This window comes from Roseateles sp. GW821-FHT02E12 (assembly GCF_059421665.1).
In genome coordinates this window covers 538,243-562,808 of the sequence record NZ_JBWKVK010000003.1, presented here as the reverse complement: position 1 = coordinate 562,808, position 24,566 = coordinate 538,243, and the positions used below count along the sequence as shown (strand labels likewise).

Genomic DNA, 24,566 nt, shown 5'->3' with positions numbered 1-24,566 from the left:
GCGTTCGATAATCCCGGGCTGCGGCGCATTTTGCGCGCTGATTTCCTCGCTGCCCCATGTCAGACAACCAACTCGCCAACAAATCCCAAGCCTGGTCCGCCCTGTTTTCCGAGCCGATGAGCGACTTGGTCAAACGCTACACGGCCAGCGTCGGCTTCGACAAGCGCCTGTGGCGGGCCGACATCGCCGGCAGCCTCGCCCACGCCGAGATGCTGAGCAGCCAAGGCATCCTCAGCGCGGAGGACCAGGCCGCCATCCAGCGCGGCCTGACCGACATCGCCGCCGAGATCGAGGCCGGCCAGTTCGAGTGGAAGCTGGACCTGGAAGACGTGCACCTCAACATCGAGGCGCGGCTGACCGAGCGCGTGGGCATCGCCGGCAAGCGCCTGCACACCGGCCGCAGCCGCAATGACCAGGTCGCCACCGACGTGCGGCTGTGGCTGCGCGGCGAGATCGACGAGATCACCGGCCTGCTGAACGGCCTGCAGCGCGTGATGGTCGAGCAGGCCGACAAGCATGCCGACGTCATCCTGCCGGGCTTTACGCATCTGCAGGTGGCCCAGCCGGTCAGCTTCGGCCACCACCTGCTGGCCTACGTGGAGATGTTCGCCCGCGACGCCGAGCGCATGCTCGACACCCGCAAGCGCGTGAATCGCCTGCCGCTGGGCGCCGCGGCGCTGGCCGGCACCAGCTACCCGCTGGACCGTGAGCGCGTGGCCAAGACGCTGGGCATGGAGGGCGTTTGCCAGAACAGCCTGGACGCTGTGAGCGACCGTGACTTCGCCATCGAGTTCAGCTCGGCCGCCACGCTGGTGATGCTGCACATCTCGCGCCTGTCCGAAGAACTGATCCTGTGGATGAGCCAGAACTTCGGCTTCATCGCGCTGCCCGATGCCTTCTGCACCGGCTCATCGATCATGCCGCAGAAGAAAAACCCCGACGTGCCCGAGCTGGCGCGCGGCAAGACGGGCCGCGTCGTCGGCCATCTCGTGGGCCTCGTCACGCTGATGAAGGGCCAGCCGCTGGCCTACAACAAGGACAACCAGGAGGACAAGGAACCCTTGTTCGACACGGTCGACACCTTGAAGGACACGCTGCGCATCTTTGCCGACATGCTGGCCGGCTTGACCGTCAAGCCCGAAGCCATGCGCGCCGCGGCGCTGAAGGGCCACGCGACGGCCACCGACCTGGCCGACTACCTCGTCAAGAAGGGCGTGGCCTTCCGCGACGCGCACGAGGTGGTTGCGCATGCCGTGAAGACCGCGACGACCAAGGGCGTGGACCTGGCGGCACTGTCGCTGGACGAGCTGCGCGCGTTTGATGCCCGCATCGACGCCGATGTGTTCGATGTGCTGTCCCTGGAAGGCTCGCTGAACGCCCGCAACGTGCTCGGCGGCACCGCGCCCGCCCAGGTGCGCGCCCAGGTGGCGCGCCACCGCGCACGCCTGGTTTGAGCTGGCTCAACGCCGCCGCGAGACCCGCCGCCTAGCATCCATCCAATGAGCACTCTTGCCTGGACCGAATCCCTCGTCCTGAACAGCCCCCAGCTGGACACCACCCACCAGGAGTTCGTCGAACTGCTGAACGGTTTCGGTGCCGCGCTGGATGGCGGCGGCGACGCCCTGCCCGCCTACAACGCGCTGCTGGCCCACACCGAGGCTCACTTCGCGATGGAGGAGGACTGGATGGCGCGCTGCGGCTTCGAGCCGCAGAACTGCCACAGCAGCCAGCACGCGATGGTGCTGAACGTGATGCGCGAGGCGCTGCGCTACGCCACCGAGCTGAACGACCGCGAGCCGCTGAACATCCTGCGCACCGAGCTGGCGGGCTGGTTCCCGCAGCACGCCGAGATGATGGATGCGGCCCTGGTCTGGACGATGGAGCAGCGCGGCTTCGACCCGGCGACGGGCGAGTGCCGTGAGCCGACCACTGAAGCCGCCGCGAGCCACAGTTGTGGCTCGGGCAGCTGCGGCTGACTACTTCTTCAGGTAGTCAAAGAACGCCTGCGAGTTGCTCTCGCGGCCCAGGAAGTCCTTGACCAGCTCCGGCGCCGGCTTCTGTGCGCCCTGCCCCAGCACCTGGTCGCGGTAGCGCTTGCCGACATCGGTACCGAGCTTGTCGGCGGCGAAGGCCGTGCGCAGGTCCATGGCAACGACGAGGCTCCACAGATAGCCGTAGTAGCCCGCGCCATAGCTGCCCGCGATGTGGGCGAAGCCGGCCGGGAACAGCGTGCCCGGCACGTAGCCCAGCGGCGTGGCGCCTTCCATCTTGGCCCAAAGCGGCAGCGGCTCGGGCTTGGCACTCTGGTGCAGCGCGATGTCGTAGCTGGCGTACAGGTGCTGGCGGCCGAACAGGCCACCCTTGCCGTAGTGCTTGGCCGCCACGGCCTGCTCCACCATCGCATCCGGCACCGGCTTGCAGCTCGGGCAGACATCCTGCATCAGCTTGAGCACCTTCTTGTCGTAGACCCAGTCCTCCAGCATCTGCGACGGCGCCTCGACGAAGTCGTGCATGACGCTGGTGCCCGAGGTCGCCGCGTAGCGGGTGTTGGACAGGTTCACGTGCACCGCGTGGCCCAACTCGTGCAGCAAGGTCTCGACCTCGTCCAGCGTCAGGCCGTTGCGGTCGAAGTTGACGACGAGCGCCGCAGCCGGCGTGCGGCCGACGCGCGCAGCGCTGCCACGCAGCGGCCAGACCGCCGCGTGGTTGTACTTGCCGTCGCGCGGATAGAGGTCGACGTAGAGCTGGGCGATGGGCTTGCCCGAGGCGGCGTCGCTGACGACATAGGTCTGGACTTCGTCATGCCAGAGCTTGTTCGTGATGCGCTCGTACTTCACGCCCATCATCTTCTCGATGACGTGCAGCGAGAACTCCAGGCTGGCCTGCGGCGGGAAGTAGGGGCGGAAGGCGTTCTGGTCGACGCTGAACTTCTGCAGCTTGACGCGCTCGCTGTAGAACGTCGCGTCCCAGCGCTCGACCTTGGTCTGGTCGACCGGCGTGCCGACATGCTGGGCCTTGGCGGCGCGCAGCTCCTGCAGCTCGGTGTTCTCGCGGGCGTTGACGGCACCGGTCACCGAGTCGAGGAAGCGGGTCGCCGTCGCACCGTCCTTGGCCATCTGGCGGCGCAGGTTGAAGTCGACGTAGTTGTCGAAGCCGAACAGCTTGGCGTACTCGCCCCGCAGCGTGACGATCTGGGCCAGCAGGTCGAGGTTGCCCTGGCCGCCCTCGTTGGTCTTGGCCAGCCACATGCGCTGGCGCGCCTCGCCGCTCTCGGCGCTACGCATGACGGGCACGTAACTCGGATAGTCCACGCCGAGCAGGATGCGGCCCTGGTCGTCGCGCTTGGCCTTTTCCCACACGCTGGCCTGCACACCCTTGAGCTCAGCCTCGGTGAAGGCCACGCGGGTGCCGGCGTCGCGGATCGTCTTGTTGAACTGCTGGTCCAGCTCGGTCAGCTTGTCCAGGATCTGCTTGGCGCGCTCGCGCTTGGCGGCGGGCAGGGCCACGCCGCTGTCCTCGAACTGGGCCGAGGCCAGGCGAACCAGTTCGGCATCGATGCCGTCCTTCTTGGGCGCCTTCTGCAGCGCGCGGTAGACCTTCTCGTTCTGGCCCAGGCTGGAGTTGAAGTCGGCCCAGCGCAGCGAACAGGCCTGGGCGGCGTCGCGGACGGCCTTGTCGGGGTGGACGTTGAGGACAAAGTCGTTGGGGTACTGCGCGTCTTCGAAGTAGACCGTCAGGTCGTCGAACGCGGCCAGCCAGCCCTTGTCGACGGCGCGGCGCTCCAGCGCCTGGACGCGCAGCTTGGCGCCCTTAAGGCCGGCGTCGCATTTGGCCTTGACGTCGGCGGCAGACGAGAAGCGCGGGAAGTTGGGGCCGGGCAGCGTGGGTGCTGCCTGGGCGGCCAGCGTGGCGGTCAGGGCCAGGGTGGCCCAGCCGATCAGGGCGAATTTCATCGGGACTCCTTGTGGGAAGGCCGCGATTGTCTCGACCGGCTCCACACCAGCCGTTTGGCACACCCCTATTTCTGCAGCAGGGTTTTCACCTGTGCCAATGCGCTCGGGTCATCCAGCGTCGTCAGGTCGCCCGGGTCGCGGCCCTCGGCCACGGCCTGCAGGGCACGGCGCAGCAGCTTGCCGGAGCGGGTCTTGGGCAGCAGGCCGACGAAATGCACCCGCGCCGGGCGGGCCACGGCGCCCAGTTGCCCGTCGACGTGCTTCATGATTTCGCCCTCCAAGGCCAGCGAGGCCTGGCCGGGGTCGCGCAGCACGACAAAGGCGATGGCGACCTGGCCCTTGAGCTGGTCGGCCACGCCCACCACGGCCACCTCGGCGATGGCCCCATGGCTGGAGATGCTCTCCTCGATCTCGCGCGTGCCCAGGCGGTGGCCGGCCACGTTGATGACGTCGTCGGTGCGGCCGAGGATGAAGGTGTAGCCGTCGGCGTCGCGAGAGGCCCAGTCGAAAGTGGAATACACCTGCTTGCCCGGCACGCTGTTCCAGTAGGTGCGCACGAAACGGTCGTCGTCGCCCCAGACGGTCTGCAGGCAGCCCGGCGGCAGCGGGTGCTCGATGACGAGCACGCCCTTCTGGTTGGGTGCGGTCAGCGCCTCGCCGGTCTGCTCGTCGAGCAGCTTCACGTCGTAGCCGTACATGGGCACGCCAGGCGAGCCGAAGCGCGTGGGCACGGGGGCAACGCCGGGCACGTGGTGGGCCACCGTCAGCAGCGGCCAGCCGGTTTCGGTCTGCCAGTAGTTGTCGATGATGGGCACGCCCAAGGCGTCGGAGATCCAGCGGCCGGTGGGTTCGTCCAGCGGCTCGCCGGCCAGAAAGAGCGCGCGCAGCGAAGAGATGTCGTGGCGCTTGAGCAGCGCCGGGTCGTGCTTCTTCAGCACCCGCACCGCGGTGGGCGCGCTGAACATGACGGTGACCCGGTACTTCTCGACCAGGCTCCACCAGACGGCCGCGTCCGGGTTGACCGGCAGGCCCTCGTACATCAGCGTGGCCATGCCCGCGATCAAGGGGCCGTAGACGATGTAGCTGTGGCCGACGACCCAGCCGATGTCGCTGGTGGAGAAATAGGTCTCGCCAGGCTTGCCGCCGAAGATGTAGTCCATGCTCGCGGCCAGGGCCACGGCATAGCCGCCCACGTCGCGCTGCACGCCTTTGGGCTTGCCCGTGGTGCCGCTGGTGTAGAGCGTGTAGCTGATGCTGTTGGACTCCAGCCAGGTCACGGGCACGCGCTGGCCGAGATGCTGGCTGCGCAGTACCGCGTAGTCCAGGTCGCGGCCGGCCACGGGCGTGAAGGCAGCCAGGCCCCGGTCCACCATCAGCACCTTCTCGGGCTTGTGGGCGGCCAGTTGGATGGCTTCGTCCAGCAGCGGCTTGTAAGCCACCACCTTGCCGCCGCGGCTGCCGGCATCGGCGCTGACGATGAGCTTCGGGCTCGCGTCATCGATACGGCTGGCCAGGCTGACCGAGGCAAAGCCGCCGAAGACGACCGAGTGGATGGCGCCGATGCGTGCGCAGGCCAGCATCGCGAACGCAGCCTCCGGGATCATCGGCATGTAGATCAGCACCCGGTCGCCCTGCCCCACGCCCTGGGCCAGCAGCATGGCCGCGCAGGCCTCCACCTCGGTTTGCAGTTCGGCAAAGCTGTAGACCTTTTCCTGCCCGACCTCGGTGGACACCCACACCAGCGCCCGGTCGCCCGGCCGCGTCGCCGCGTGGCGGTCCACCGCGTTGTGGCAGAGGTTGGTGGTGCCGCCGACGAACCAGCGCGCGAACGGCGGCTTGCTGACGTCACAAATCTGCTCGGGCGGGGTCTGCCAGTCGATGCGGCGGGCCTGTTCGGCCCAGAAGGCATCACGGTCAGTGAGCGAGCGCTGGTGAAAGTCGGCGTAGGTCTTCATGCCGGTCAGTGTGTTGCGCAGGCACTGACGAGAGTCTGACCCATGTCAGTTTGTGTGATCGTTTCCGGGTTTTCCCGGGATTCGCGGCCGACCAACCCCGGGTTTGCCCTCAAAATAGCGCCCTTTACGTCTGCCTTTGTTGACGGTGCCGGGTGCCCCCCATACCCTGCGCGCCGCTGTCCCACTCCGCTATCGCGGCCGTTCGCGGCCCGCCTCGGTTCCCGTTTCGAATGCCCCTGGTTTCTGTCGCTACCCTGCTGAATCGGATTGCTGCTGCCGGCCTCTTGGTCGTCGGCTGCGCCGCGCATGCGCAGGGCGTGGCCCAGGCGGCCACGACAACACCCCCGCTGGGCACGATGACGGGCGCCTATGGCCAGAGCCTGCAGCAACAGCAGGCGGCGGCTGACAAGGCCGCGACCGCGCCCAAGCCGGCACAGGCCACCACGGCCAGCGACGCGGTCAGCCGCTTCCTCAGCGAGCGCGGCCTGCTCAACGGCGCCGAGCAAGGCGGGTCATCTCGCCTGCTGGCCAGCGTGCGCGACACGGCCTCGGACCTCGTGCTGTCGGCCATGAACTTCCTGGGCGTGCGCTACACGCGCGGCGGCAATTCGGTCGAGAACGGCTTCGACTGCAGCGGCTTCACACGTCACATCTTCGAGATGAGCGTGGGCATGGTGCTGCCACGCCGCGCCGATGAACAGGCCAAGGACAGCAGCCTGCTGTCCATCCGCCGCGACGAACTCAAGCCCGGCGACCTCGTGTTCTTCAACACGATGAAGCGCACCTTCAGCCACGTGGGCATCTATGTCGGCGAGGGCAAGTTCATCCACGCGCCGCGCACCGGCAGCGCCGTGCGGGTGGAGGACATGCGCGATTCCTACTGGGCCAAGCGCTTCACGGGCGCGCGCCGCGCTGACCTGAAGGCAGCGGCTGGCGAAGGCACGCTGGCTCGCTAAGCTCCGCCGAGGTCTTTCCAGGCCTCGGTCAACAAGTTCTTCGCCCAGGCCGGTTTGGCCCTCGCAAGCAGCAGCTTCACGCCGCAGCGCTTCGCTCCCCAGTACAGCGGCTCAACGGCGCCTTCATGGCGAGCGATCCACGCATCGCGCGAATCCTCGTCCTTGATGAAGACGCGCAGTTCGGCGCCGTCGGGCGTCATGGTCGCGAAGATCTTGCCCTTGGTGCCTGGCAGGCGGAAGGATGTCAGCTCGTGATGCGGCAGTTCGACCGCACCGGGCAGGCCCAAGGCGAGTGCTCGGGCCTGCTCTGCGTTCATCCGGCGACGCGCTTGGCGACCAGCGTCAGGATCTCGTAGCTCGCACAGAGCTCGTCGCGCTGGTTGGTCACGGCCACGTCCCAGCCGATGACGCCCTGCGCGGGCTGATCGTCACGCGGCGGGCGGTCGATCTTGCGCTTGGCGGTGAGGCGCGCCTGGATGGTGTCGCCAATCGCCACAGGGGTGACGAAGCGCAGGTTCTCCAGGCCGTAGTTGGCCAGCACCGGGCCGGGTGCGGGGCTGACGAACAACCCTGCCGCGGCTGACAGCACAAAGTAGCCGTGAGCGATGCGCTTGCCGAAGGGCGATTCCTTGGCTGCGACCTCATCGAAGTGCATGTAGAAGTAGTCACCCGACAGGCCGCCAAAGGCGACGATGTCGGCTTCGCCCACGGTGCGGCGATGGGTCAGCAGGCTCATGCCGACCTCGACGTCCTCGAAGTAGCGGCGGAACGGATGGATGTCGCTCTCGGTGACGGTGCCACCACGCTGATATTCGCCGGTGACGGCGCTCATCATGGTTGGCGAGCCCTGCACCGCGCAGCGCTGCAGGTAATGCTTCACCGCCCGCAGGCCGCCCAGTTCCTCGCCGCCGCCCGCGCGGCCAGGGCCACCGTGCTTGAGCTTGGGCAGCGGCGAACCGTGGCCGGTGTTCTCCAGTGCGGCCTCGCGGTCCAGCACCAGCATGCGGCCATGCCAGGCGGCGAAGGTCGGCACGGCTTGCGCAGCCAAGGCCGGCGTCTTCGTGCAGATGGTGCCGACAAGGCTGCCACGGCCCAGCGTCGCCAGGTGCAGCGCCTCTTCGAAATCGCCGTACGGCAGCAGCGTCGTCACCGGACCGAAGGCTTCGAGGTGATGGGCATCGCTAGCGGCCGAATCGCGCGCCAGCAGCAGCGTCGGCGCGAAGAAGGAACCCTCACCCACACCCTCGCCCTTGGGCGCAAATCCATCGCGCTCCGACAGCAGCAGCTCGCAGTTCTTGGCCAGTTGCGCCACGCGCTCGGCCACGTCGGCCTGCTGCGCCTTGCTGGCCAGCGCACCCATGCGCACGCCTTCGACGGCAGGGTCGCCCACCACCATCTTGGACAGCCGCGCCTTCAGGGCTGCGGCGACCGCATCGATGCGGTTGGCGGGCACGATGGTGCGGCGGATGGCCGTGCACTTCTGGCCGGCCTTGGCCGTCATCTCGCGTGCCACTTCCTTGACGAAGAGGTCGAACTCCGGGTCATCCGGCGTCACGTCGGGCGCCAGGATGGCGCAGTTCAGGCTGTCGGCCTCGGCGTTGAAGGGGATGCTCTTCTTCAGCAGATTCGGGTGAGCCTTCAGCATCAGCGCGGTGTCCGCACTGCCGGTGAAGGTCACGACATCGGACTCGTCCAGACGCTCGAACAGGTCGCCCGTGCCGCCGATGATGAGTTGCAGCGCACCGACGGGCACCAGACCGGAGTCGACGATGACGCGCACGCAGGCCTCGGCCACATAACTCGTTGCCGTGGCGGGCTTGATCAGGCAAGGCATGCCGGCCAGGAAGCTCGGCGCGAACTTCTCCAACATGCCCCACATCGGGAAGTTGAAGGCGTTGATGTGCAGGGCCACGCCCCGCTTGGGCACCATCACGTGGCTGCCGATGAAGTGGTTGTTGGCGCCCAGCCGCATCGGCGGGCCTTCGTGCAGCACATTGCTGCTCGGCAGGTCCTTGCCGCCGATAGAGGCGTACGCGAACAGCGTGCCGATGCCGCCTTCGATGTCGATCCAGGAGTCGCTACGCGTCGCGCCCGTGTGGGCGCTGATCGCGTAGAGCTCTTCCTTGCGCTCCATCAGATAGGCGGCCAGCGCCTTCAGCACGCGCGCACGGTCCTGGAAGTGGGTGCGCAGCAAGCCGGGCAGCGCCGTGCCGCGCGCAAAGGCCATGGCCTCGGCGAAGTCCAGGCCTTCCTCGTGCGTGTGAGCGACAACGCGACCATTGATGGCGCTCGCCAGCGGCTTGGCCGCCCGCTCGCCGACCCAGCGGCCGGCGATGTAGCTCTGCAGCGTGCTCACTTGATCAGCACCCACGCGCCGTCCTTGATCTGCACCATCACGCGAGCGCGTTGGTCCAGGCCCAGGTGGTCACCCGAGGACATGTTGTAGACGCCATGTGCGCCGGCCAGGTTCTTGACGTTCTCCAACGCATCGCGCAGCGCGGCTCGGAAGGCCGGCGTGCCGGGCTGGGCCTTCTTCAGCGCCTCGGGCACGGCGGCGGCCAGCAGCAGGCCGGCGTCCCAGGCGTGGCCGCCGAAGGTCGACACCGAGCCCTTGCCGTTGGCGCCCTCGTACTTGGCGATGTAGTCCTGCGCGCTCTTCTTCACCGGGTGATCGGCCGGCAGCTGGGCGGCGACCAGCACTGGGCCGGCCGGCAGCAGCGTGCCTTCCACGTCCTTGCCACCGACGCGCAGGAAGTCGTTGTTGGCGATGCCGTGGGTCTGGTAGATCTTGCCGGCGTAGCCGCGCTCTTTCAATGCCTTCTGCGGCAGCGCGGCGGGCGTGCCCGAGCCGGCGATGAGGATGGCGTCGGGCTTGGCGGCCACGAGCTTGAGCACCTGGCCGGTGACGGAGGTGTCCGTGCGGTTGTAGCGTTCGCTCGCGACAACGTTGAGCTTCTTGGCAGCGGCAATCTTGTTGAACTCGCCCCACCAGCCTTCACCGTAGGCGTCCGCGAAGCCGATGAAGCCGGCGGTCTTGATGCCGTTGTCCACCATGTGCGTCACGATGGCCAGGGCCATCATGATGTCGTTCTGCGGCGTCTTGAAGACCCAGCGCTTCTTGGCGTCCAGGGGCTCGACGATGCGGGCCGAGGCGGCCATCGAGATCATGGGCGTCTGCGCCTCGGACACGGCGTCGATCATTGCCAGCGAGTTGGGCGTGACGGTGGAACCGATGACGATGTCGACCTTGCTCTCGGTGATGAACTTGCGCGTGTTGGCCACGGCCGTCGTCGTGTCGGAGGCGTCGTCCAGCACGATGTAGTTGACCTTCTGGCCGCCGATGGTCGTGGGCATCAGCGCGACGGTGTTCTTCTCCGGGATGCCGAGCGAAGCGGCCGGGCCGGTGGCCGACACCGTGACGCCGACGTTGATGTCGGCCTGGGCCGCCAGGCTCAGCGTGGCAGCAAGGGCCAGGGCGAGTTGCTTGAATTGCTTCATGGGGTCGTCTCCTCGGGGGTTTATCGGATTTAGGGGACAAGAGCGGGCTGGCGCAGTTGCACTGCACCCAGGCCGCCAAAGAACAGATCGCTGACCAGGGAAGCGAGCGCCTCGTGCGAGAGCTCGCCATCCGGCCGCAGCCAGGTGAAGGTCCAGTTGATCATGCCAAAGAGCAGCATGGTCAGCGGCTTGTGCAGGTTGGCCTCGCGCAGCTCAGGGCGCACGCGGCTGACGGCGGCCGCGAATTCACCGACGACGCGGCGCTCCACGTCCAGCAGGCGCTCGCGCTCGGCTTCGGCCAGGAACTTGATCTCGCTGGTCAGTACGCGGTGTTGGGCCTGGGCGTCGGCATAGGAGCGCGTGAAGCGCTCGATGAGGGTGCGCAGCTGCGCGTCAGGCGTCAGCTGCTGGGCCTTGACCTCTTCGACCAGGGCCAGCAGTGCATGCACATGGCTGTCGCAGATCTGCGCGAGCAAGTCCTGCTTGTCCTGGAAGTAGTGATACAGCGTCGGCTTGGCCACGCCGCAGGCCTCGGCGACCTGGTTCATCGACGTGGCGCTGAAACCCTGATCGGCGAACAGGCGGGCGGCGGCGGCGAGGATGTCCTCGCGTTGGGCTTCGAAGCCGGGAGCTCTTTTTCTGGCCATCAGCGTTCGTCGAAGGAGATGACGACGCGCTCCGTCAAGGGATGCGCCTGGCAGCCCAGGATGAAGCCGGCGGCGACCTCGGCCTTGTCCAGCGCGAAGTTCTTGTCCATGCGCACCTCGCCCTCGATGAGCTTGCAGCGGCAGGTGGAGCAGACACCGCTCTTGCAGGAGAACGGCACGTCCATGCCTTCGCGCGCGGCGGCGTCGAGCAGGCTGGGGTCGCTCGAATGGAACTCGATCTCACGCGACAGGCCGTCGCGGATGACGGTCACGCGGGCCTCGGGCGCGTCGCCCGGCTTGACCTCGTGCGGCACGGGCTTGCCCGACAAGGTCTCGGGCGTGCCGAAGCGCTCGATGTGGATGCGCTCGGCCGCAATGCCCGCGCCGAGCAGCGCGGCTTCGGCCTGGTCGTTCATCTCGAAGGGGCCACAGACGAACACCTCGTCCACGCTGCCCGCAGGCACCGGGCCGGCCAGGAAGGCGCTGAGCTTGCCGGCGTCCAAGCGCCCGCCGTACAGCGGCGCGTCGACCACCTCGCGGCTGAAGATCAGGTGCAGCGACAGCCGCGTCATGAAGCGGTTCTTCAGGTCTTCGAGTTCTTCCTTGAACATCGTCGACGCGGTGCGGCGGTTGGAATAGATCAGCGTCGCGCGGGCGTTCGGCTCGCGCTCCAGCAGCGCGGTCAGGATGGAGAGGATGGGCGTGATGCCCGAGCCGCCGGCGATGAAGAGCACATGGCGGCCTTCGCCAGACGCCGGCAGCACGAAGCGGCCCTGCGGCGGATACGACTCGATGACGTCGCCGGCCTTGAGCTGTTCATGCACCCAGCTCGAGAACGCCCCGCCATCGACGCGGCGGATTCCGACTCGCAAGCGGCGGTCGGAGCAGATCGAGTAGCTGCGGCGCAGCTCCTGGCCGCCGACGCTGGCGCGCAGCGTCAGGTACTGGCCGGGCTCGAAGCCGAAGCCCTCGGGCGGCGCTTCGAAACCGACAACCATCGCGTCGTCGGTGTCGCGCTCGACGGAGGTCACGCGCAGGGGGTGGAAGTGGAGTGCCATCTCAGATCGGCTTGAAGTATTCGAAAGGTTCGAGGCACTCGATGCAGCGCCACGTGGACTTACACGCGGTGGAGCCGAAGCGGGAGAGTTGCTGGGTACTGCTGCTGTCACAGCGAGGGCAACGCAGTCGGGGCACGACGCGAATGGCCTGCTCGGCGCTGCATTGCGGCGGCACGATGCCGTATTGCTGCAGCTTCTCGCGGCCCTCGGGCGTGATCCAGTCGGTGCTCCAGGCCGGCGCGCGCTGCATGGTGACGGTCACGTCGCCGAACTCGCTCAGCGCCGCACGCACATCGTCGGCGATCAGCTCGGTCGCGGGGCAGCCGCTGTAGGTCGGCGTCAGCACCACCTCGACACCCGACGCCGTCTCGCGCAGGTCACGCACGATACCCAGCTCCACCAGGCTGACCGCCGGGATCTCGGGGTCGGGCACGGCGTTGAGCTTGGCGCGCGCGGCGGTAAGGTTCATCACCAGACTCCGCCCGGGTAGGTGCGCTGAAGGTGCTGCATCGTGCCCAGCATGTGGCCCATGTGCTCGCTGTGGACGCCGTCGATGCCTCGCGGCTGCATGGCGCTTTCGCGCGGCAGCGTCAGCGTGGCTTCCGCCATCAACGCCGCCCAGCGGGCGCGCCATTCGGGCTCCAGCTCCTTCCACGCGGGGCCGACGCCATCGACGCCATCAGCAGCGAACAGTTCGTTGAAGTAAGGCCACAGCACGTTCAGCGCGGCCTGCATGCGGGACTGCGACTCCGCCGTGCCGTCACCCAGGCGCACGACCCAGTCGCCGGAATGCTGGCGGTGGTAGCGCACTTCCTTGATCGACTTGGCGGCGATGCCGGCCAGTTCGGTGTCCAGGCTCGTTTGCAGGCGCCCGTACAGCAGCTCCAGCCAGATCGCCACGGCCGCGTTGCGCAGCACGGTCAACGCAAAGTCGCGCCCACCGCCGCCGTCGCTCGGGCTGGCCGCTGCGTTCGGCAGTTCGACGAGCACGATATTGCGGTAGTCGCGCTCCTCGCGCAGGAAGGCGAGCTGGTCTTCATCGCGGCCGGCGGCTTCGAGGTGTGCGGCATGCGTCAGCAGCGCGCGGGCCTGGCCGAGCAGGTCCAGCGCGATGTTGGGCAGCGCGAGGTCTTCCTCCAGCACCGGCGCGTGGCCGGCCCATTCGGACAGCCGCTGGCTGTGGATGAGGCAGGTGTCCGCGAGGCGCAGGACGTAGGTGGTCTTGGCGTCCATCACCATCACATGTGGTTCAGTTCGTCCGGCAGTTCATAGAACGTCGGATGGCGGTAGACCTTGTCGTCGGCCGGGTCGAACAGGCTGCCCTTCTCGGTCGGGTCGCTGGCAACGATCTGCTCGGAGCGCACCACCCAGATGCTGGTGCCTTCCTGGCGGCGCGTGTAGACGTCGCGCGCCATCTGGATGGCCATGGCCGAGTCGGGCGCGTGCAGGCTGCCGCAATGCTTGTGGTCCAGGCCCGCCTTGTTGCGGACAAAGACTTCCCACAGCGGCCATTCGTTCTTCGGATTGCTCATCTTGTTGTTCCTCAGGCGGCTTGCGCCTTGGTGGCTTGCTTGCGGGCGTGGGCCAGGGCGGCGTCGCGCACCCAGGCGCCGTCGTCCCAGGCCTTGTTGCGGGCGGCCAGGCGCTCGCGGTTGCAGGGGCCTTCGCCGCCCACCACGGCCCAGAACTCGCGCCAGTCGATCTCGCCGAAGTCGTAGCTGTCGCGCTCGGCATTCCATTTCAGCGCCGGGTCGGGCACCGTCACGCCGAGGATGTCGGCTTGAGGAATCGTCGCGTCGACGAACTTCTGGCGCAGCTGGTCGTTGGTGATGCGCTTGATGCCCCAACGCATGCTCTGCTCGGAGTTGGGCGAATCCTTGTCCGCGGGGCCGAACATCATCAACGAAGGCCACCACCAGCGGTTCACGGCGTCCTGCACCATGGCCTTCTGCTGAGCAGTGCCATGGGTCATCATCGTCAGCAGGCTCTCGTAGCCCTGGCGCTGATGGAAGCTTTCCTCACGGCAGACGCGGATCATGGCCCGCGCATACGGCGCATACGAACACCTGCACAGCGGCACCTGGTTCATGATGGCCGCGCCATCCACCAGCCAGCCGATGACGCCGATGTCCGCCCAGGTCAGCGTCGGGTAGTTGAAGATGGAGCTGTACTTGGCCTTGCCCGACAGCAGGGCCTCCGTCATCTCGTCGCGGCTGGTGCCCAGCGTCTCGGCGGCGGCGTAGAGGTAAAGGCCGTGGCCGCCCTCGTCCTGCACCTTGGCGAGCAGGATGGCCTTGCGCTTGAGCGTGGGCGCACGCGTGATCCAGTTGCCCTCGGGCAGCATGCCGACGATCTCGCTGTGCGCATGCTGGCTGATCTGGCGCACCAGCGTCTTGCGGTAGTGCTCGGGCATCCAGTCCTTGGCTTCGATGAAGTCGCCGGCGTCGATGCGGGCCTCGAAGGCTTCCTCGCGCTGCAGGTCTTCGGCGCTCTTCACGACCTTGGGCTTGGCTTCACGAGCCATCAGGTCCATCGCTTGCGTGTACATCGCTCGCTCCTTACTTCTTGCGTTGGTCCACGACGCGGCGGGCCTTGCCCACCAGTGTGCGTTCGATGGAGTTGTTCGGCTCGACGTTGATGGTCGCGGTCACGCCGATCAGGTTCTTGATGCGCTCGGACAAGCGCTTGCCAATGCCGTCGTCGGTGGCGCCCAGCGCCAGTTCGCAGCGGATCAGCAGCTCGTCCAGCGGCCCGTTGCGGCTGACGACGAGTTGATATTGCCCGCCCAGGCCCTTTTCCTGCAACACCAGCTCCTCGACCTGGGTCGGAAACAGGTTGACGCCGCGGATGATGAGCATGTCGTCGCTGCGGCCGACGATCTTGCCCATGCGGCGCATGCTGCGCGAGGTGGGCGGCAGCAGCCGCGTCAGGTCTCGCGTGCGGTAACGAATGACGGGCATCGCTTCCTTGGACAGCGACGTGAACACCAGTTCGCCTTCGGACCCGTCGGGCAGCACCTCGCCGGTGTCGGGGTCGATGATCTCGGGATAGAAGTGGTCTTCCCAGATGACCGGGCCGTCCTTGCTCTCGATGCATTCGCTGGCAACACCCGGGCCCATCACTTCGGACAGGCCGTAGATGTCCACCGCGTCGATGCCGGCGCTGGCCTCGATGTCCTTGCGCATCGCCTCGGTCCAGGGCTCGGCGCCGAAGATGCCGACCTTCAGCGACGACTCGCGCGCATCCAGCCCCTGGCGGCTGAACTCCTCCACCAGCACCTGCATGTAGCTGGGCGTCACCATGATGATGTCGGGCTTGAAGTCGGTGATCAGCTGCACCTGCTTCTCGGTCTGGCCGCCGCTCATCGGGATGACCGTGCAGCCCAGCCGCTCGGCGCCGTAGTGCGCGCCCAGGCCACCGGTGAACAAGCCATAGCCGTAGGCCACGTGCACCAGATCGCCCGCGCGGCCGCCCGCGGCGCGGATGGAGCGGGCGACGAGGTTGGCCCAGTTGTCGATGTCCTTCAGCGTGTAGCCGACGACCGTCGGCTTGCCGGTGGTGCCGGACGACGCGTGGATGCGGGCCAGCTGTTGGCGCGGCATGGCGAACATGCCGAACGGGTAGTTCGCGCGCAGGTCGTGCTTGGTCGTGAACGGGAACTTGGCCAGGTCGGCCAGCGTCTTCAGGTCCGACGGGTGCACGCCGGCCTCGGTGAACTTGGCCTTGTAGTGCGGCACGTTGTCGTAGGCATGCTGCAGGCTCCAGCGCAGGCGCTCCAGCTGCAGCGCAGCCAGTTCGTCGCGGCTGGCGGTCTCGATGGGCTCCAGCTCGCCCAGGCGGGGTGACTTGACGGTCATGCTTCGAATACCTTGCGTTCGCCGAGGCGATAAGAACGACCGCGGAACATCGCGATCAGGTCGCCGTTCTGGTTTTTCACCGTGATGTCGTAGAGCCCGGTACGGCCCGCCAGCGAGGTTTCCTCGGCAGTCGCCGTGAGCAGATCACCCAGCTTGGCCGACTTCAGGATGTCGATGCCGAAGCCCGACGCCACCGTCAGCGCATTGCGGGCATTGCACGCGAAGGCGAAGGCCGAATCCGCCAACGTCGCGATGAGCCCGCCGTGGCAGATCGCAAAGCCGTTCAGCATGTCAGCCCGCACCGTCATCGTGGCGACGGCGCGGCCGGCGGCGACCTCGGTGATCTGCATGCCCAGCATCTTGCTCGCGGCATCGTCCGCCAGCATGACGTCACGCACCCTCTCGGCAACAGCTTGTTCGTTCATCTCAGTTGCGCTCCATGGCGTTTGCGGGCCGAGCGACGGGCCGCTCCCTAGCCGGCCCGCGCTGGCGATGTGCTTGCGGCTCAATGCCGCAAGCATCGCCGTCCCCGCGGGGGACCGGCCAAGGTACTCCTTGGACAAGGGGCTTCATTTTTTCAGCGGTCCTTGAACTCGGGCTTGCGCTTGTCCATGAAGGCCGCCACGCCTTCCTGGTAGTCGTAGGCAAAGCCCAACTGGCTCTGCAGCGCGGCCTCGCGCTTCAGCGCCGGCTCGAAGTCGAGTTTCAGCGCCTCGTCCAGCGCGCGGCGTATCTCCACCAACGCGCGGGTCGGCATGTCGCCCAGCTTCTGCGCCAAGGCCATCGCGGTGTCCTGCAACTCGGCATCGGGCACCACGCGCGAGATCAGCCCCAGCCGCTCGGCGTCCACGGCCTTCAGCCTGTCGCCCAGCAAGGCCAGCTCGAGCGCCTTGGCACGCCCCACCAGGCGCGGCAGCAGCCAGGTGCCGCCGCAGTCCGGCAGCAGGCCAATCTTGGAAAACGCCTGGATGAAGCTGGCGCTCTCGCCGACGAGCACCAGGTCGCAGCCGAAGGCCATGTTGGCGCCCGCGCCGGCCGCCACGCCGTTGACGGCTGCCACCACCGGCACCGGCATGCTGCGAAGCCGCAGCGCCAGCGGGATGTAGTAGTGGTCCAGCATGTGGCCGATGTCCTTCGGCGCCGCACCGGGCTCGCGGCTGGGCGCCACATGCGGGTCGGCCAGGTCCTGGCCGGCGCTGAAGGCGCGGCCGGCGCCGGTGATCAGCACGCAGCGCGTCTCGCCGTCCCCGGCCGCCGCCTCCAGCGCCTGGCGGAGCTGGCTCAGCATGGTCGCCGTGAACGCATTGAGCGCCTCGGGGCGGTTCAGGCGCAGCAGGCGCACGGCGCCGTGCTGTTCGATCTGGATCAGTTGTTCGGACATGGGATTTCTCTACCGACCGGTCGGTTAATCGTAGGAGCCTGTTTGATCTGGATCAAGTAGGGCAAGGGAAAACCCTAAATTCAGTGGCTGCGCGGGGCTGCTCACCAATCACCGCACGCGCGTGCCGAACCCGGCAGAGGCCTACTCTTTGACAACTTCGACCTCATCCACCAGGGCTGCAACCAGGTCCGGCCGGGGCGGCGCAAAGCCCGCCGCGGTGCAGGCCGCCGCCCCCGCCGCCAGCGCCCAGCGCACGTGATGCTCGGCCGGCGCGCCAGCGTTGCGCATCAGGCTGTCCAGCAGGCCGGCCAGGGCCGAGTCGCCGGCGCCCACGGTGTCCAGCACCTCCACGCGGGGCGGCCGTGCGGTGCATTCCTCGACACCGTGATACAGCGTCGCCCCCGCCTCGCCACGCGTCAGCAGCAGCCAGGCGCCGGGGTTCCAGGCGGCAATCTGCGCCAGGCCTGAACGGTGATCGGGCACGCGAAACAGGCCGCGCAGGTCTTCGTCAGACACCTTGATGACGTCCGCCAGCCGGCACATCTGCTCCAGCGTGTCGTCGTAGCGCGAATCCATGGGTGGCGCGCGGAAGTTGGGGTCATAGCTGATCAGCCGCCCCTCGCTCTTGAGCGCCTGGGCCAACGCGAGCAGCCGGCCGGCCAGCGGCTCGCGCACCAGGCCCAGGCTGCCGAAGTGGGCCCAGCGCACCGCGCGCGTCCAGCCCATCGGCAGGCCTTCGGGGCGGAAATGCAGGTCGGCGCTGTCCTGGCCGATGAAGAAATAGCGCGGCGGGTCCACCTCGTGCACCACGGCCAGCAGCGGCGGCCGTGGTAACTGCTGGATGAAGCGCATATCGAGGTTGGCGTCCTGGCTGCTCTGCCAGATCTCGGCGCCGAAAGGGTCCTGGCTGATCGCGCCGGCAAAGGCGCTCAACTGGCCCAGCGTCGACATCGCGACGGCCACATTCCAGGGTGAGCCTCCGCAGACGCTGCGCCAGCGGTCGGGCCCGATGCGGATCAGGTCGGTCAAGGCCTCGCCAAAGGCAATGAACTGCGGCAGGTCGGCATGAAGTACAGCACTCATGCGTTGATTCAACCGGGCCGGGCGCACACTGGCAAGCCCCAGGGTCGCACCCTCTCCCGCATGCTTACGATGGATTCGTACAACGAGGAGGTTCCATGAAGCTTCGCACCCGGATGATGATGCTGTGCGCCGTCACTTTGTTGGGCATGGCGGTGCTGGCCGCGGTGGCCTTGTCCACGCTGCGCACGTCGATGATGGCCGACCGCATCGCCCAGCTTTCCACGCTCGTCACCCTGGCCCACGCGGCAGCCGAGAAAGGCCACGCGCTGGAGAAGGACGGCAAGCTGACCCGCGAGGAGGCGCAGGCCGAAGTCAAGCGCGCGATCGCCAGCTTCCACCGGGACGACCTCTACTTCTTCGTCCGCGGCTACAGCGACGACGTGAACCTCGTTCACCCCAACCCCAAGCGGGTCGGCATCGTCGACGCCAAAGGAGGCAAGGAGGCCGGCGAACGCTACCGCGCGGCACTGCAGGGCAAGACCATCGGCACCGTCATCGCCAAGGGCACGCGCCCCGGCAGCAAGGACGAAGTCGAGAAGCTCTACGCCGTCATCAAGTTCGTGCCCTGGGACTGGACCATCGGCTTCGGCGACTACATCGACGACATCGAGCAGTCCTTCTGGCGCAACACCGCCATCCTGCTCGGCATAGGCGCCGTGCTGATGCTCATCGTGACCGGCCTGGTCTGGGCCGCCGTGCGCCAGCTGTTCCGCCAACTCGGCGGCGAGCCGCAATACGCGGCCGAGGTGGTGGGCCAGATCGCCGACGGCAACCTCGGCACCGAGGTGCGCCTGCAGCCCGGCGACCACGGCAGCGTGCTGCACGCCATCAGCGCCATGCGCGACAACCTGGCCCGCCTGGTGGGCCAGGTGCGCGAAGCCAGCGACTCCATCTCTACCGCGTCGGCCCAGATCGCGGCCGGCAACGGTGACCTGTCCGCCCGCACGGAAGCCCAGGCCGCCTCGTTGGAGGAAACCGCCGCCTCCATGGACGAGCTGACCTCCACCGTGCAACAAAACGCGCAGAACGCACGCCAGGCCGACGAGCTGGCGCGCGATGCCTCGGAAGTGGCACGCAAGGGTGGCGCGGTGGTTGACCAGGTGGTGGGCACGATGGGCTCCATCGAGGCCTCGTCGCGCAAGATCGTCGACATCATCGGCGTGATCGACGGCATCGCATTCCAAACCAACATCCTGGCGCTGAACGCGGCGGTGGAGGCGGCGCGGGCGGGTGAACAAGGCCGCGGCTTCGCAGTCGTGGCCGGCGAGGTGCGCTCGCTGGCCCAGCGCAGCGCCGCGGCGGCACGCGAGATCAAGGGCTTGATCGACGACTCGGTCGCCAAGGTCAGCACCGGCTCGGCCCAGGTCGAGCAGGCCGGCACCACCATCCGCGAGGTCGTCGGCAGCGTGCAGCGCGTCAGCACCATGATCGGCGAGATCAGCACCGCCAGCAGCGAACAGGGCGCCGGCATCGCCCAGGTCAACCTGACCATCACCGACATGGACCGCAGCACCCAGCAAAACTCGGCCCTGGTGGAACAGGCGCTGGCCGCCGCCGAATCACTTCGCCAGCAGGCCGAGGGGCTGGCGCAGACGGTCAGCCGCTTCCGGCTCTGAAGCCCGCTTCGCCCGAGGGTTGCCGGCAAGGGGCGAAAATCGTTTCATGACCTTGCGCGAAGTCCCTCTCGTCTTCAGCCCGCCGGTGAGCCGCCAGCCAGTGCGCGCCGTGCCGGCTGGGCTGCTGGCGGACACGCTCGGCCGGCCGCTGCGCGACCTGCGCATCTCGGTGACCGACCGCTGCAACTTCCGCTGCGGCTACTGCATGCCCAAGCAGGTGTTCGACAAGCACCACCAGTTCCTGCCGCATGCCGACCTGCTCAGCTTCGAGGAGATCACCCGGCTGGCCCGCGTCTTCGTGGGCTTGGGGGTTGAAAAACTGCGCATCACCGGCGGCGAACCCACGCTGCGCCGCGGGCTGGAAACGCTGATCGAGATGCTGGCTGCGCTGCGCACGCCCGACGGCCGCGAGCTGGACCTGACGCTGACGACCAACGGCTCGACGCTGGTGAAGAAGGCCGCCGGCTTGCGCGCTGCGGGGCTGAAGCGCCTGACGGTCAGCCTGGACGGTCTCGACGATGCCGTCTTCCAGCGCATGAACGATGTTGGTTTCCCGGTGGCCGACGTGCTGGACGGCATCCGCGCCGCGCAGGCCGCGGGCCTGGGGCCGATCAAAGTCAACATGGTGGTGCAGCGCGGCGTGAACGACGACCAGATCCTGCCGATGGCCCGCCATTTCAGAGACAACTACGGCGGCGCCGTGGTGCTGCGCTTCATCGAATACATGGACGTCGGTGCCACCAACGGCTGGCGCATGGACCAGGTGCTGCCCTCCAGCGAGGTGCAGCGCCGCATCGCCGCGGAGTTCCCGATCACGCCGCTGTCCCACAGCGCGCCGGGCGAAACGGCGGAACGCTGGGCCTATGCCGACGGCGGCGGCGAGGTGGGCTTCATCTCCTCGGTCACCCAGGCCTTCTGCGGGGACTGCAACCGCGCGCGGCTGTCCACCGAAGGGCGGCTCTACACCTGCCTGTTCGCCCACCGCGGCCACGACCTGCGCGGCCTGCTGCGTGGCGACGAGGCCATGGACGACGGCCCGCTGGCCAGCACCATCGCCAGCGTCTGGGCGAACCGTGGCGACCGCTACTCGCAACTGCGCGGCCAGGGCCAGGCAACGCCTGCCGGCGAACGCCGCGTCGAAATGCACTACATCGGTGGCTGAGCTTCACGCCCTCGTCCTCGCCGGCGGCCGCGGTAGCCGCATGGGCGGTGTGGACAAGGGCTTGCAGATGCTCGACGGCAGCCCCCTCGTCACGCAAGTGATCCGGCGCCTGGCGCCCCAGGCGAGCAGCGTGCTGATCAGCGCCAACCGCAACCTCGACGCCTACGCCGCCCTCGGCCACACCGTGCTGCCCGACCCGCCCGGCCTGGAATTCGCGGGGCCGCTGGCCGGCGTGCTGGCAGGCCTGAACATCATCCCCGACGACGCCTGGCTGCTGACCGCGCCCTGCGACTGCCCTCACCTGCCGCTGGACCTGGCCGAACGCCTGCTCGAAGCGGCACAGCCTCACGGCCTCGCATTTGCACAGGCCGCGCGCGAGCACCCGACGCACGCCCTGCTGCACGCCCGCCTGCGCGCGCCGCTGGCCGCTCACCTGCAAGCCGGCGGCCGCGCCGTGCTGCGCTGGATGCGCGAGCAGCCGCACGGCGTTGCCCACTTCGACGACGAAGCCGCCTTCGCCAACCTCAACCACCTGGCGGACCTTGCCTGATGGACATCACCCTCCGCCCCATGCTGGAGCCCGACCTGCTGGCCTACAAGGCGCTGCGGGACGCCATGCTGGCTGGCCACCCCGAGGCCTTCACGTCGGACGCCGAGACCGAACGCCAGCGTGACCTGTCCAGCTACCGCAACCGCCTGGCCGGTGGCAGCAATGGCAGCACGCTGTTCACGCTGGTGGCGCTGGACGACGCCCGCCTCGTCGGCGCGCTGACCTGCGAGCGCGAACCGCGCCTGAAGGTGCAGCACCTCGCCCACCTGATCGGCATGATGGTGTCTGACACCCATCGCAGCCGCGGCATCGGTCGGGCACTGCTCGTCGCGGCCATCGCCAGGCTCAAGGCCACACCCGGCCTGGCCCAGGTCACCCTCAGCGTGACGGCCACCAACCGCGCCGCCATCGGCCTCTACGAGAGCCAGGGCTTTGTGCGCTACGGCTGCCTGCCGGACGCGATCCGTCTCGACGATGGCCGCAGCCTCGCCAAGGACCTGATGCGGCTACGGCTCGACTAAGTCGAACTGCACGACCAGCGCGTCCTGCACCGCCAGCAGCCCGCCCAGCACGGTGAAGGGCTGGACGCCGAAGTCGCTTTGCCGGATGACCACCTCGCCGCGCGCTCGCTTGCCCGCGACCTCGACAACAAACCACTGCCAGCGCGTGACGCCATGCAGCGTGATCTCGGCCTCCACGGCACGCCGCCCGCCCTCGCCCAGCTGCTGCAGCGTGCGCACGACGACCTCGGGATGAGCCGCCGCATCCAACGCCTTCAGCAGGTTGGCACGCGTGCCGGCCCGGGCCTCGTCGTCCACGGCGCTCCCAAAGGCTGGCCCGAGGCGCGCGCGCAGGGCCGGCGGGTCGATGTCCAGCGCGTCCAGCCGGAAGCTGAAGCCCGGCCCGGCGGCGGGCCAGTCGACACGCAGCCCCGCTGCGCGCAGCACATGGTTGTGCCCCAGCCGAGCCGCCGTGCCGCCACGAAACACCAGGATGCGCAGATCGTTGCCCTCGGCAACAGCCGGCGCCAGCGCGGGCGGCGCGGTGGCGCAGCCCACCAGGCAGGCCAGTGTCGCCACCAGCATCAGCCGGCGTCTCGGTGTGGTTTGCACGCTCAAGTAAGGGGTTTTCCGCGAGGGTTTTGTGAGCCGGCGCACAACGCTGCCGCGCCGGGCTGGACTAGCATAGCCACCATCTCCTCAAAGGAGCCCAGCCATGGCCAGCCTGTTCCGCCCCGCACTTGACCTGATGGCGCAATACGCCGCCTACCACCGCGACCGCCGCAACATCGCGACGCACTTCGTCGGTATCCCTCTCATCGTCTTCGCCATCAGCGCACTGCTCGCGCGCGCCGAGTTCACGCTGGGCAGCACGCCAATGAACGCCGCCATCGTGCTGTGGGCGGTCAGCGCGCTCTGGTACCTCACGCGCGGCAATCTCGTGCTCGGCGCGGCCACGGCCCTCGTCAACGGCGTGCTCACGGCGCTGGCCATGACGGCCACCCAGGGTGCGACGACGGCCGGCTGGCTGGTCATCGGCGTCGGCAGCTTCATCGTCGGCTGGGTGTTCCAGTTCGTCGGCCATTACTACGAGGGCAAGAAGCCCGCGTTCGTGGACGACCTGGTCGGCCTGCTGGTCGGCCCGATGTTCGTCGTCGGCGAGGGCATGTTCATGCTCGGCTGGGGCCGCCCGCTGCTGGCCGAGATCGAACGCCGCGTCGGCCCGACGCATCTGCGCGATCTGGCCCACCCCGTCTGATCCGCTGACACGATGACCGGCGTTCTTGTGATGGGCGCCGGCTCCGTCGGCTGCTTTGTCGGCGGCCTGACCCAGCTTGCCGGCGTGCCCGTCCACTTCGTCGGCCGCCCGCGCGTGCTGGCCGCCCTGCGCAAGCACGGCCTGCACCTCACCGACCAGGACGGCCTGGACCGCCGCATCCCGGCGCTCGACCTGCGCCTGCACGACGAGCCGCCCGCCGGGCTGAAGCCCGACCTGGTGCTGCTGTGCGTGAAGTCCGGCGCCACTGTGGAGGCGGCCACGGCCCTGGGCCTGACGCTGCCGCTGGGCACGCCCGTCGTCAGCCTGCAAAACGGCATCGGCAACGCCGAGGCCGCGCGCGGGGCCGCGCCGCAGCTGCACTGGCACGCGGGCATGGTGCCCTACAACATCGCCGAGATTTCGCCCGGCCACTACCACCGCGGCACCGGCGGCGCGCTGGCCGCGGAGGGCTCGCCCGAGGACCTGGCGCTGGCCGCCTGGCAGACCGCACTGGCCCGCATCGGCATGGGGCTGCGCCTGCACGCCGACCTCGCCCCCGTGCAGTGGGGCAAGCTGCTGCTCAACCTGAACAACCCGGTCAACGCGCTGTCCGGCATGCCGCTGCGGGATGAGCTGCTGCAGCGCGGCTACCGGCGCGTGCTGGCGGCCCTGCAGGAAGAGGCGCTGAACCTGCTGGACGCGGCCCAACGCCCCGTCGCCCAGCTCACGCCGCTGCCGCCACGCCGGCTGCTCATGCTGCTGCGCATGCCGACACCCATCTTCCGCCTGGCTGCCGCGCGCATGCTGCGCATCGACGCCCAGGCCCGCTCCAGCATGGCCGACGACCTGAGCGCGGGCCGCACGACCGAGATCGACGCGCTGTGCGGCGAAGTCGTCCGGCTGGCCCGCACCATGGGTCGCGGCGCGCCGCTGAACCTGCGCATGCAAGGCCTGGTGCGCGACTGGGCCAAGCGCCGCCAGCCCTATTCGCCGGCCGAGCTGCTGCGAGCCTTGGGTTTGTCCTGAATTGATCCATCTCCGTCCACCAGCGCGTGGCGGCAGATGCACAGCGGCGGAACACTGAAGGCCTCA

At 68.3% G+C, this 24,566-nt stretch carries 25 protein-coding genes; 9 read left to right on the top strand and 16 right to left on the bottom strand.

The window, feature by feature from the left end; all coding sequences use genetic code 11:
• Positions 1 to 56: 56 nt before the first annotated feature.
• A complete protein-coding gene (gene argH / locus AC07V5_RS20525) occupies positions 57 to 1,454 on the top strand; it encodes an argininosuccinate lyase (protein WP_495117561.1) in 1,398 nt (465 codons plus the stop codon).
• A gap of 45 nt (positions 1,455 to 1,499) precedes the next feature.
• Positions 1,500 to 1,976, top strand: coding sequence for a hemerythrin domain-containing protein (locus AC07V5_RS20520; protein WP_495117560.1), 477 nt, complete (start codon positions 1,500 to 1,502; stop codon positions 1,974 to 1,976).
• Here AC07V5_RS20520 and AC07V5_RS20515 read toward each other — a convergent pair whose 3' ends face one another.
• Entirely contained in the window at positions 1,977 to 3,953 is a 1,977-nt protein-coding gene (locus tag AC07V5_RS20515) for a M3 family metallopeptidase (RefSeq protein ID WP_495117559.1), read from the bottom strand.
• Positions 3,954 to 4,018: 65 nt separating this feature from the next.
• On the bottom strand, positions 4,019 to 5,929 hold the full coding sequence (locus AC07V5_RS20510) for a propionate--CoA ligase (protein ID WP_495118017.1): 1,911 nt from the start codon (positions 5,927 to 5,929) through the stop codon (positions 4,019 to 4,021).
• Positions 5,930 to 6,138: 209 nt separating this feature from the next.
• Between AC07V5_RS20510 and AC07V5_RS20505 the strand changes: the two genes are divergently transcribed.
• Positions 6,139 to 6,864 carry a C40 family peptidase gene (locus AC07V5_RS20505; protein ID WP_495117558.1) on the top strand — a complete coding sequence of 242 codons (726 nt, stop codon included), beginning with the start codon at positions 6,139 to 6,141 and terminating at the stop codon, positions 6,862 to 6,864.
• On the opposite strand, the gene AC07V5_RS20500 is transcribed toward AC07V5_RS20505, so the two are convergent.
• From AC07V5_RS20500 to AC07V5_RS20440, 13 genes are all read right to left on the bottom strand, one after another.
• A complete protein-coding gene (locus AC07V5_RS20500) occupies positions 6,861 to 7,181 on the bottom strand; it encodes an MmcQ/YjbR family DNA-binding protein (protein WP_495117557.1) in 321 nt (106 codons plus the stop codon). The two genes, AC07V5_RS20505 and AC07V5_RS20500, sit on opposite strands and share 4 nt — an antisense overlap.
• Positions 7,178 to 9,220, bottom strand: a complete 2,043-nt coding sequence (gene paaZ / locus AC07V5_RS20495; RefSeq protein ID WP_495118016.1) for a phenylacetic acid degradation bifunctional protein PaaZ — start codon at positions 9,218 to 9,220, stop codon at positions 7,178 to 7,180. The genes AC07V5_RS20500 and paaZ overlap by 4 nt, the downstream gene beginning before the upstream one ends.
• Entirely contained in the window at positions 9,217 to 10,362 is a 1,146-nt protein-coding gene (locus AC07V5_RS20490) for an ABC transporter substrate-binding protein (protein WP_495117556.1), read from the bottom strand. Before AC07V5_RS20490 ends, paaZ begins: the two co-directional genes overlap by 4 nt.
• Positions 10,363 to 10,391: 29 nt before the next feature.
• Entirely contained in the window at positions 10,392 to 11,009 is a 618-nt protein-coding gene (locus tag AC07V5_RS20485) for a TetR/AcrR family transcriptional regulator (RefSeq protein ID WP_495117555.1), read from the bottom strand.
• Positions 11,009 to 12,067 (bottom strand): 1,2-phenylacetyl-CoA epoxidase subunit PaaE, encoded by a 1,059-nt coding sequence (gene paaE / locus AC07V5_RS20480; RefSeq protein ID WP_495117554.1) that lies wholly within the window; start codon positions 12,065 to 12,067, stop codon positions 11,009 to 11,011. Before paaE ends, AC07V5_RS20485 begins: the two co-directional genes overlap by 1 nt.
• A gap of 1 nt (position 12,068) precedes the next feature.
• A complete protein-coding gene (gene paaD / locus AC07V5_RS20475) occupies positions 12,069 to 12,536 on the bottom strand; it encodes a 1,2-phenylacetyl-CoA epoxidase subunit PaaD (RefSeq protein WP_495117553.1) in 468 nt (155 codons plus the stop codon).
• Positions 12,536 to 13,300, bottom strand: a complete 765-nt coding sequence (gene paaC / locus AC07V5_RS20470) for a 1,2-phenylacetyl-CoA epoxidase subunit PaaC (protein ID WP_495117552.1) — start codon at positions 13,298 to 13,300, stop codon at positions 12,536 to 12,538. The genes paaD and paaC overlap by 1 nt, the downstream gene beginning before the upstream one ends.
• A gap of 5 nt (positions 13,301 to 13,305) precedes the next feature.
• On the bottom strand, positions 13,306 to 13,599 hold the full coding sequence (gene paaB, locus AC07V5_RS20465) for a 1,2-phenylacetyl-CoA epoxidase subunit PaaB (protein ID WP_119042409.1): 294 nt from the start codon (positions 13,597 to 13,599) through the stop codon (positions 13,306 to 13,308).
• Positions 13,600 to 13,610: 11 nt separating this feature from the next.
• Positions 13,611 to 14,615, bottom strand: a complete 1,005-nt coding sequence (gene paaA / locus AC07V5_RS20460; protein ID WP_495117551.1) for a 1,2-phenylacetyl-CoA epoxidase subunit PaaA — start codon at positions 14,613 to 14,615, stop codon at positions 13,611 to 13,613.
• A gap of 10 nt (positions 14,616 to 14,625) precedes the next feature.
• Positions 14,626 to 15,924 (bottom strand): phenylacetate--CoA ligase PaaK, encoded by a 1,299-nt coding sequence (paaK, locus tag AC07V5_RS20455; RefSeq protein WP_495117550.1) that lies wholly within the window; start codon positions 15,922 to 15,924, stop codon positions 14,626 to 14,628.
• Positions 15,921 to 16,349, bottom strand: coding sequence for a hydroxyphenylacetyl-CoA thioesterase PaaI (gene paaI / locus AC07V5_RS20450; RefSeq protein WP_495118015.1), 429 nt, complete (start codon positions 16,347 to 16,349; stop codon positions 15,921 to 15,923). Before paaI ends, paaK begins: the two co-directional genes overlap by 4 nt.
• 152 nt (positions 16,350 to 16,501) lie before the next feature.
• Complete coding sequence (locus AC07V5_RS20445; protein WP_495117549.1) at positions 16,502 to 17,305, bottom strand: enoyl-CoA hydratase-related protein; 804 nt, start codon at positions 17,303 to 17,305, stop codon at positions 16,502 to 16,504.
• A gap of 141 nt (positions 17,306 to 17,446) precedes the next feature.
• Positions 17,447 to 18,388 carry a carbohydrate kinase family protein gene (locus AC07V5_RS20440; RefSeq protein WP_495117548.1) on the bottom strand — a complete coding sequence of 314 codons (942 nt, stop codon included), beginning with the start codon at positions 18,386 to 18,388 and terminating at the stop codon, positions 17,447 to 17,449.
• Positions 18,389 to 18,483: 95 nt separating this feature from the next.
• Here AC07V5_RS20440 and AC07V5_RS20435 point away from each other — a divergent pair, with 95 nt between their 5' ends.
• From AC07V5_RS20435 to AC07V5_RS20420, 4 genes are read left to right on the top strand one after another with little or no spacing between them, the layout of a single operon-like run.
• Positions 18,484 to 20,004 carry a methyl-accepting chemotaxis protein gene (locus AC07V5_RS20435; RefSeq protein ID WP_495117547.1) on the top strand — a complete coding sequence of 507 codons (1,521 nt, stop codon included), beginning with the start codon at positions 18,484 to 18,486 and terminating at the stop codon, positions 20,002 to 20,004.
• Positions 20,005 to 20,050: 46 nt separating this feature from the next.
• Entirely contained in the window at positions 20,051 to 21,166 is a 1,116-nt protein-coding gene (gene moaA, locus AC07V5_RS20430; RefSeq protein ID WP_495117546.1) for a GTP 3',8-cyclase MoaA, read from the top strand.
• Entirely contained in the window at positions 21,159 to 21,716 is a 558-nt protein-coding gene (mobA, locus tag AC07V5_RS20425; RefSeq protein WP_495117545.1) for a molybdenum cofactor guanylyltransferase MobA, read from the top strand. Before moaA ends, mobA begins: the two co-directional genes overlap by 8 nt.
• Positions 21,716 to 22,237 (top strand): GNAT family N-acetyltransferase, encoded by a 522-nt coding sequence (locus AC07V5_RS20420; protein WP_495117544.1) that lies wholly within the window; start codon positions 21,716 to 21,718, stop codon positions 22,235 to 22,237. Before mobA ends, AC07V5_RS20420 begins: the two co-directional genes overlap by 1 nt.
• Here AC07V5_RS20420 and AC07V5_RS20415 read toward each other — a convergent pair.
• Complete coding sequence (locus AC07V5_RS20415; protein ID WP_495117543.1) at positions 22,223 to 22,801, bottom strand: YceI family protein; 579 nt, start codon at positions 22,799 to 22,801, stop codon at positions 22,223 to 22,225. The two genes, AC07V5_RS20420 and AC07V5_RS20415, sit on opposite strands and share 15 nt — an antisense overlap.
• A 130-nt stretch (positions 22,802 to 22,931) precedes the next feature.
• On the opposite strand from AC07V5_RS20415, the gene AC07V5_RS20410 reads away from it, so the two are divergent.
• Both AC07V5_RS20410 and AC07V5_RS20405 read left to right on the top strand, forming a co-directional pair.
• Positions 22,932 to 23,474, top strand: coding sequence for an Mpo1 family 2-hydroxy fatty acid dioxygenase (locus AC07V5_RS20410; RefSeq protein WP_495117542.1), 543 nt, complete (start codon positions 22,932 to 22,934; stop codon positions 23,472 to 23,474).
• A 12-nt stretch (positions 23,475 to 23,486) separates the two neighbouring features.
• Positions 23,487 to 24,500 (top strand): 2-dehydropantoate 2-reductase, encoded by a 1,014-nt coding sequence (locus AC07V5_RS20405; RefSeq protein ID WP_495117541.1) that lies wholly within the window; start codon positions 23,487 to 23,489, stop codon positions 24,498 to 24,500.
• Positions 24,501 to 24,566 lie beyond the last annotated feature (66 nt).

What these genes read in the sequence shown, in the direction of transcription:
- AC07V5_RS20505 (WP_495117558.1), top strand. Translation starts at nt 6,139, where the DNA reads ATGCCCCTGGTTTCTGTCGCTACCCTGCTGAATCGGATTGCTGCTGCC.
- paaD (WP_495117553.1), bottom strand. Translation starts at nt 12,536, where the DNA reads ATGAACCTTACCGCCGCGCGCGCCAAGCTCAACGCCGTGCCCGACCCC.
- AC07V5_RS20440 (WP_495117548.1), bottom strand. Translation starts at nt 18,388, where the DNA reads ATGAGTGCTGTACTTCATGCCGACCTGCCGCAGTTCATTGCCTTTGGC.
- AC07V5_RS20490 (WP_495117556.1), bottom strand. Translation starts at nt 10,362, where the DNA reads ATGAAGCAATTCAAGCAACTCGCCCTGGCCCTTGCTGCCACGCTGAGC.
- AC07V5_RS20415 (WP_495117543.1), bottom strand. Translation starts at nt 22,801, where the DNA reads ATGCTGGTGGCGACACTGGCCTGCCTGGTGGGCTGCGCCACCGCGCCG.
- paaI (WP_495118015.1), bottom strand. Translation starts at nt 16,349, where the DNA reads ATGAACGAACAAGCTGTTGCCGAGAGGGTGCGTGACGTCATGCTGGCG.
- AC07V5_RS20500 (WP_495117557.1), bottom strand. Translation starts at nt 7,181, where the DNA reads ATGAACGCAGAGCAGGCCCGAGCACTCGCCTTGGGCCTGCCCGGTGCG.
- AC07V5_RS20435 (WP_495117547.1), top strand. Translation starts at nt 18,484, where the DNA reads ATGAAGCTTCGCACCCGGATGATGATGCTGTGCGCCGTCACTTTGTTG.
- AC07V5_RS20405 (WP_495117541.1), top strand. Translation starts at nt 23,487, where the DNA reads ATGACCGGCGTTCTTGTGATGGGCGCCGGCTCCGTCGGCTGCTTTGTC.
- paaC (WP_495117552.1), bottom strand. Translation starts at nt 13,300, where the DNA reads ATGGACGCCAAGACCACCTACGTCCTGCGCCTCGCGGACACCTGCCTC.
- paaE (WP_495117554.1), bottom strand. Translation starts at nt 12,067, where the DNA reads ATGGCACTCCACTTCCACCCCCTGCGCGTGACCTCCGTCGAGCGCGAC.
- moaA (WP_495117546.1), top strand. Translation starts at nt 20,051, where the DNA reads ATGACCTTGCGCGAAGTCCCTCTCGTCTTCAGCCCGCCGGTGAGCCGC.
- paaA (WP_495117551.1), bottom strand. Translation starts at nt 14,615, where the DNA reads ATGTACACGCAAGCGATGGACCTGATGGCTCGTGAAGCCAAGCCCAAG.
- AC07V5_RS20515 (WP_495117559.1), bottom strand. Translation starts at nt 3,953, where the DNA reads ATGAAATTCGCCCTGATCGGCTGGGCCACCCTGGCCCTGACCGCCACG.
- AC07V5_RS20420 (WP_495117544.1), top strand. Translation starts at nt 21,716, where the DNA reads ATGGACATCACCCTCCGCCCCATGCTGGAGCCCGACCTGCTGGCCTAC.
- paaK (WP_495117550.1), bottom strand. Translation starts at nt 15,924, where the DNA reads ATGACCGTCAAGTCACCCCGCCTGGGCGAGCTGGAGCCCATCGAGACC.
- AC07V5_RS20445 (WP_495117549.1), bottom strand. Translation starts at nt 17,305, where the DNA reads ATGTCCGAACAACTGATCCAGATCGAACAGCACGGCGCCGTGCGCCTG.
- AC07V5_RS20485 (WP_495117555.1), bottom strand. Translation starts at nt 11,009, where the DNA reads ATGGCCAGAAAAAGAGCTCCCGGCTTCGAAGCCCAACGCGAGGACATC.
- AC07V5_RS20520 (WP_495117560.1), top strand. Translation starts at nt 1,500, where the DNA reads ATGAGCACTCTTGCCTGGACCGAATCCCTCGTCCTGAACAGCCCCCAG.
- paaB (WP_119042409.1), bottom strand. Translation starts at nt 13,599, where the DNA reads ATGAGCAATCCGAAGAACGAATGGCCGCTGTGGGAAGTCTTTGTCCGC.
- argH (WP_495117561.1), top strand. Translation starts at nt 57, where the DNA reads ATGTCAGACAACCAACTCGCCAACAAATCCCAAGCCTGGTCCGCCCTG.
- AC07V5_RS20410 (WP_495117542.1), top strand. Translation starts at nt 22,932, where the DNA reads ATGGCCAGCCTGTTCCGCCCCGCACTTGACCTGATGGCGCAATACGCC.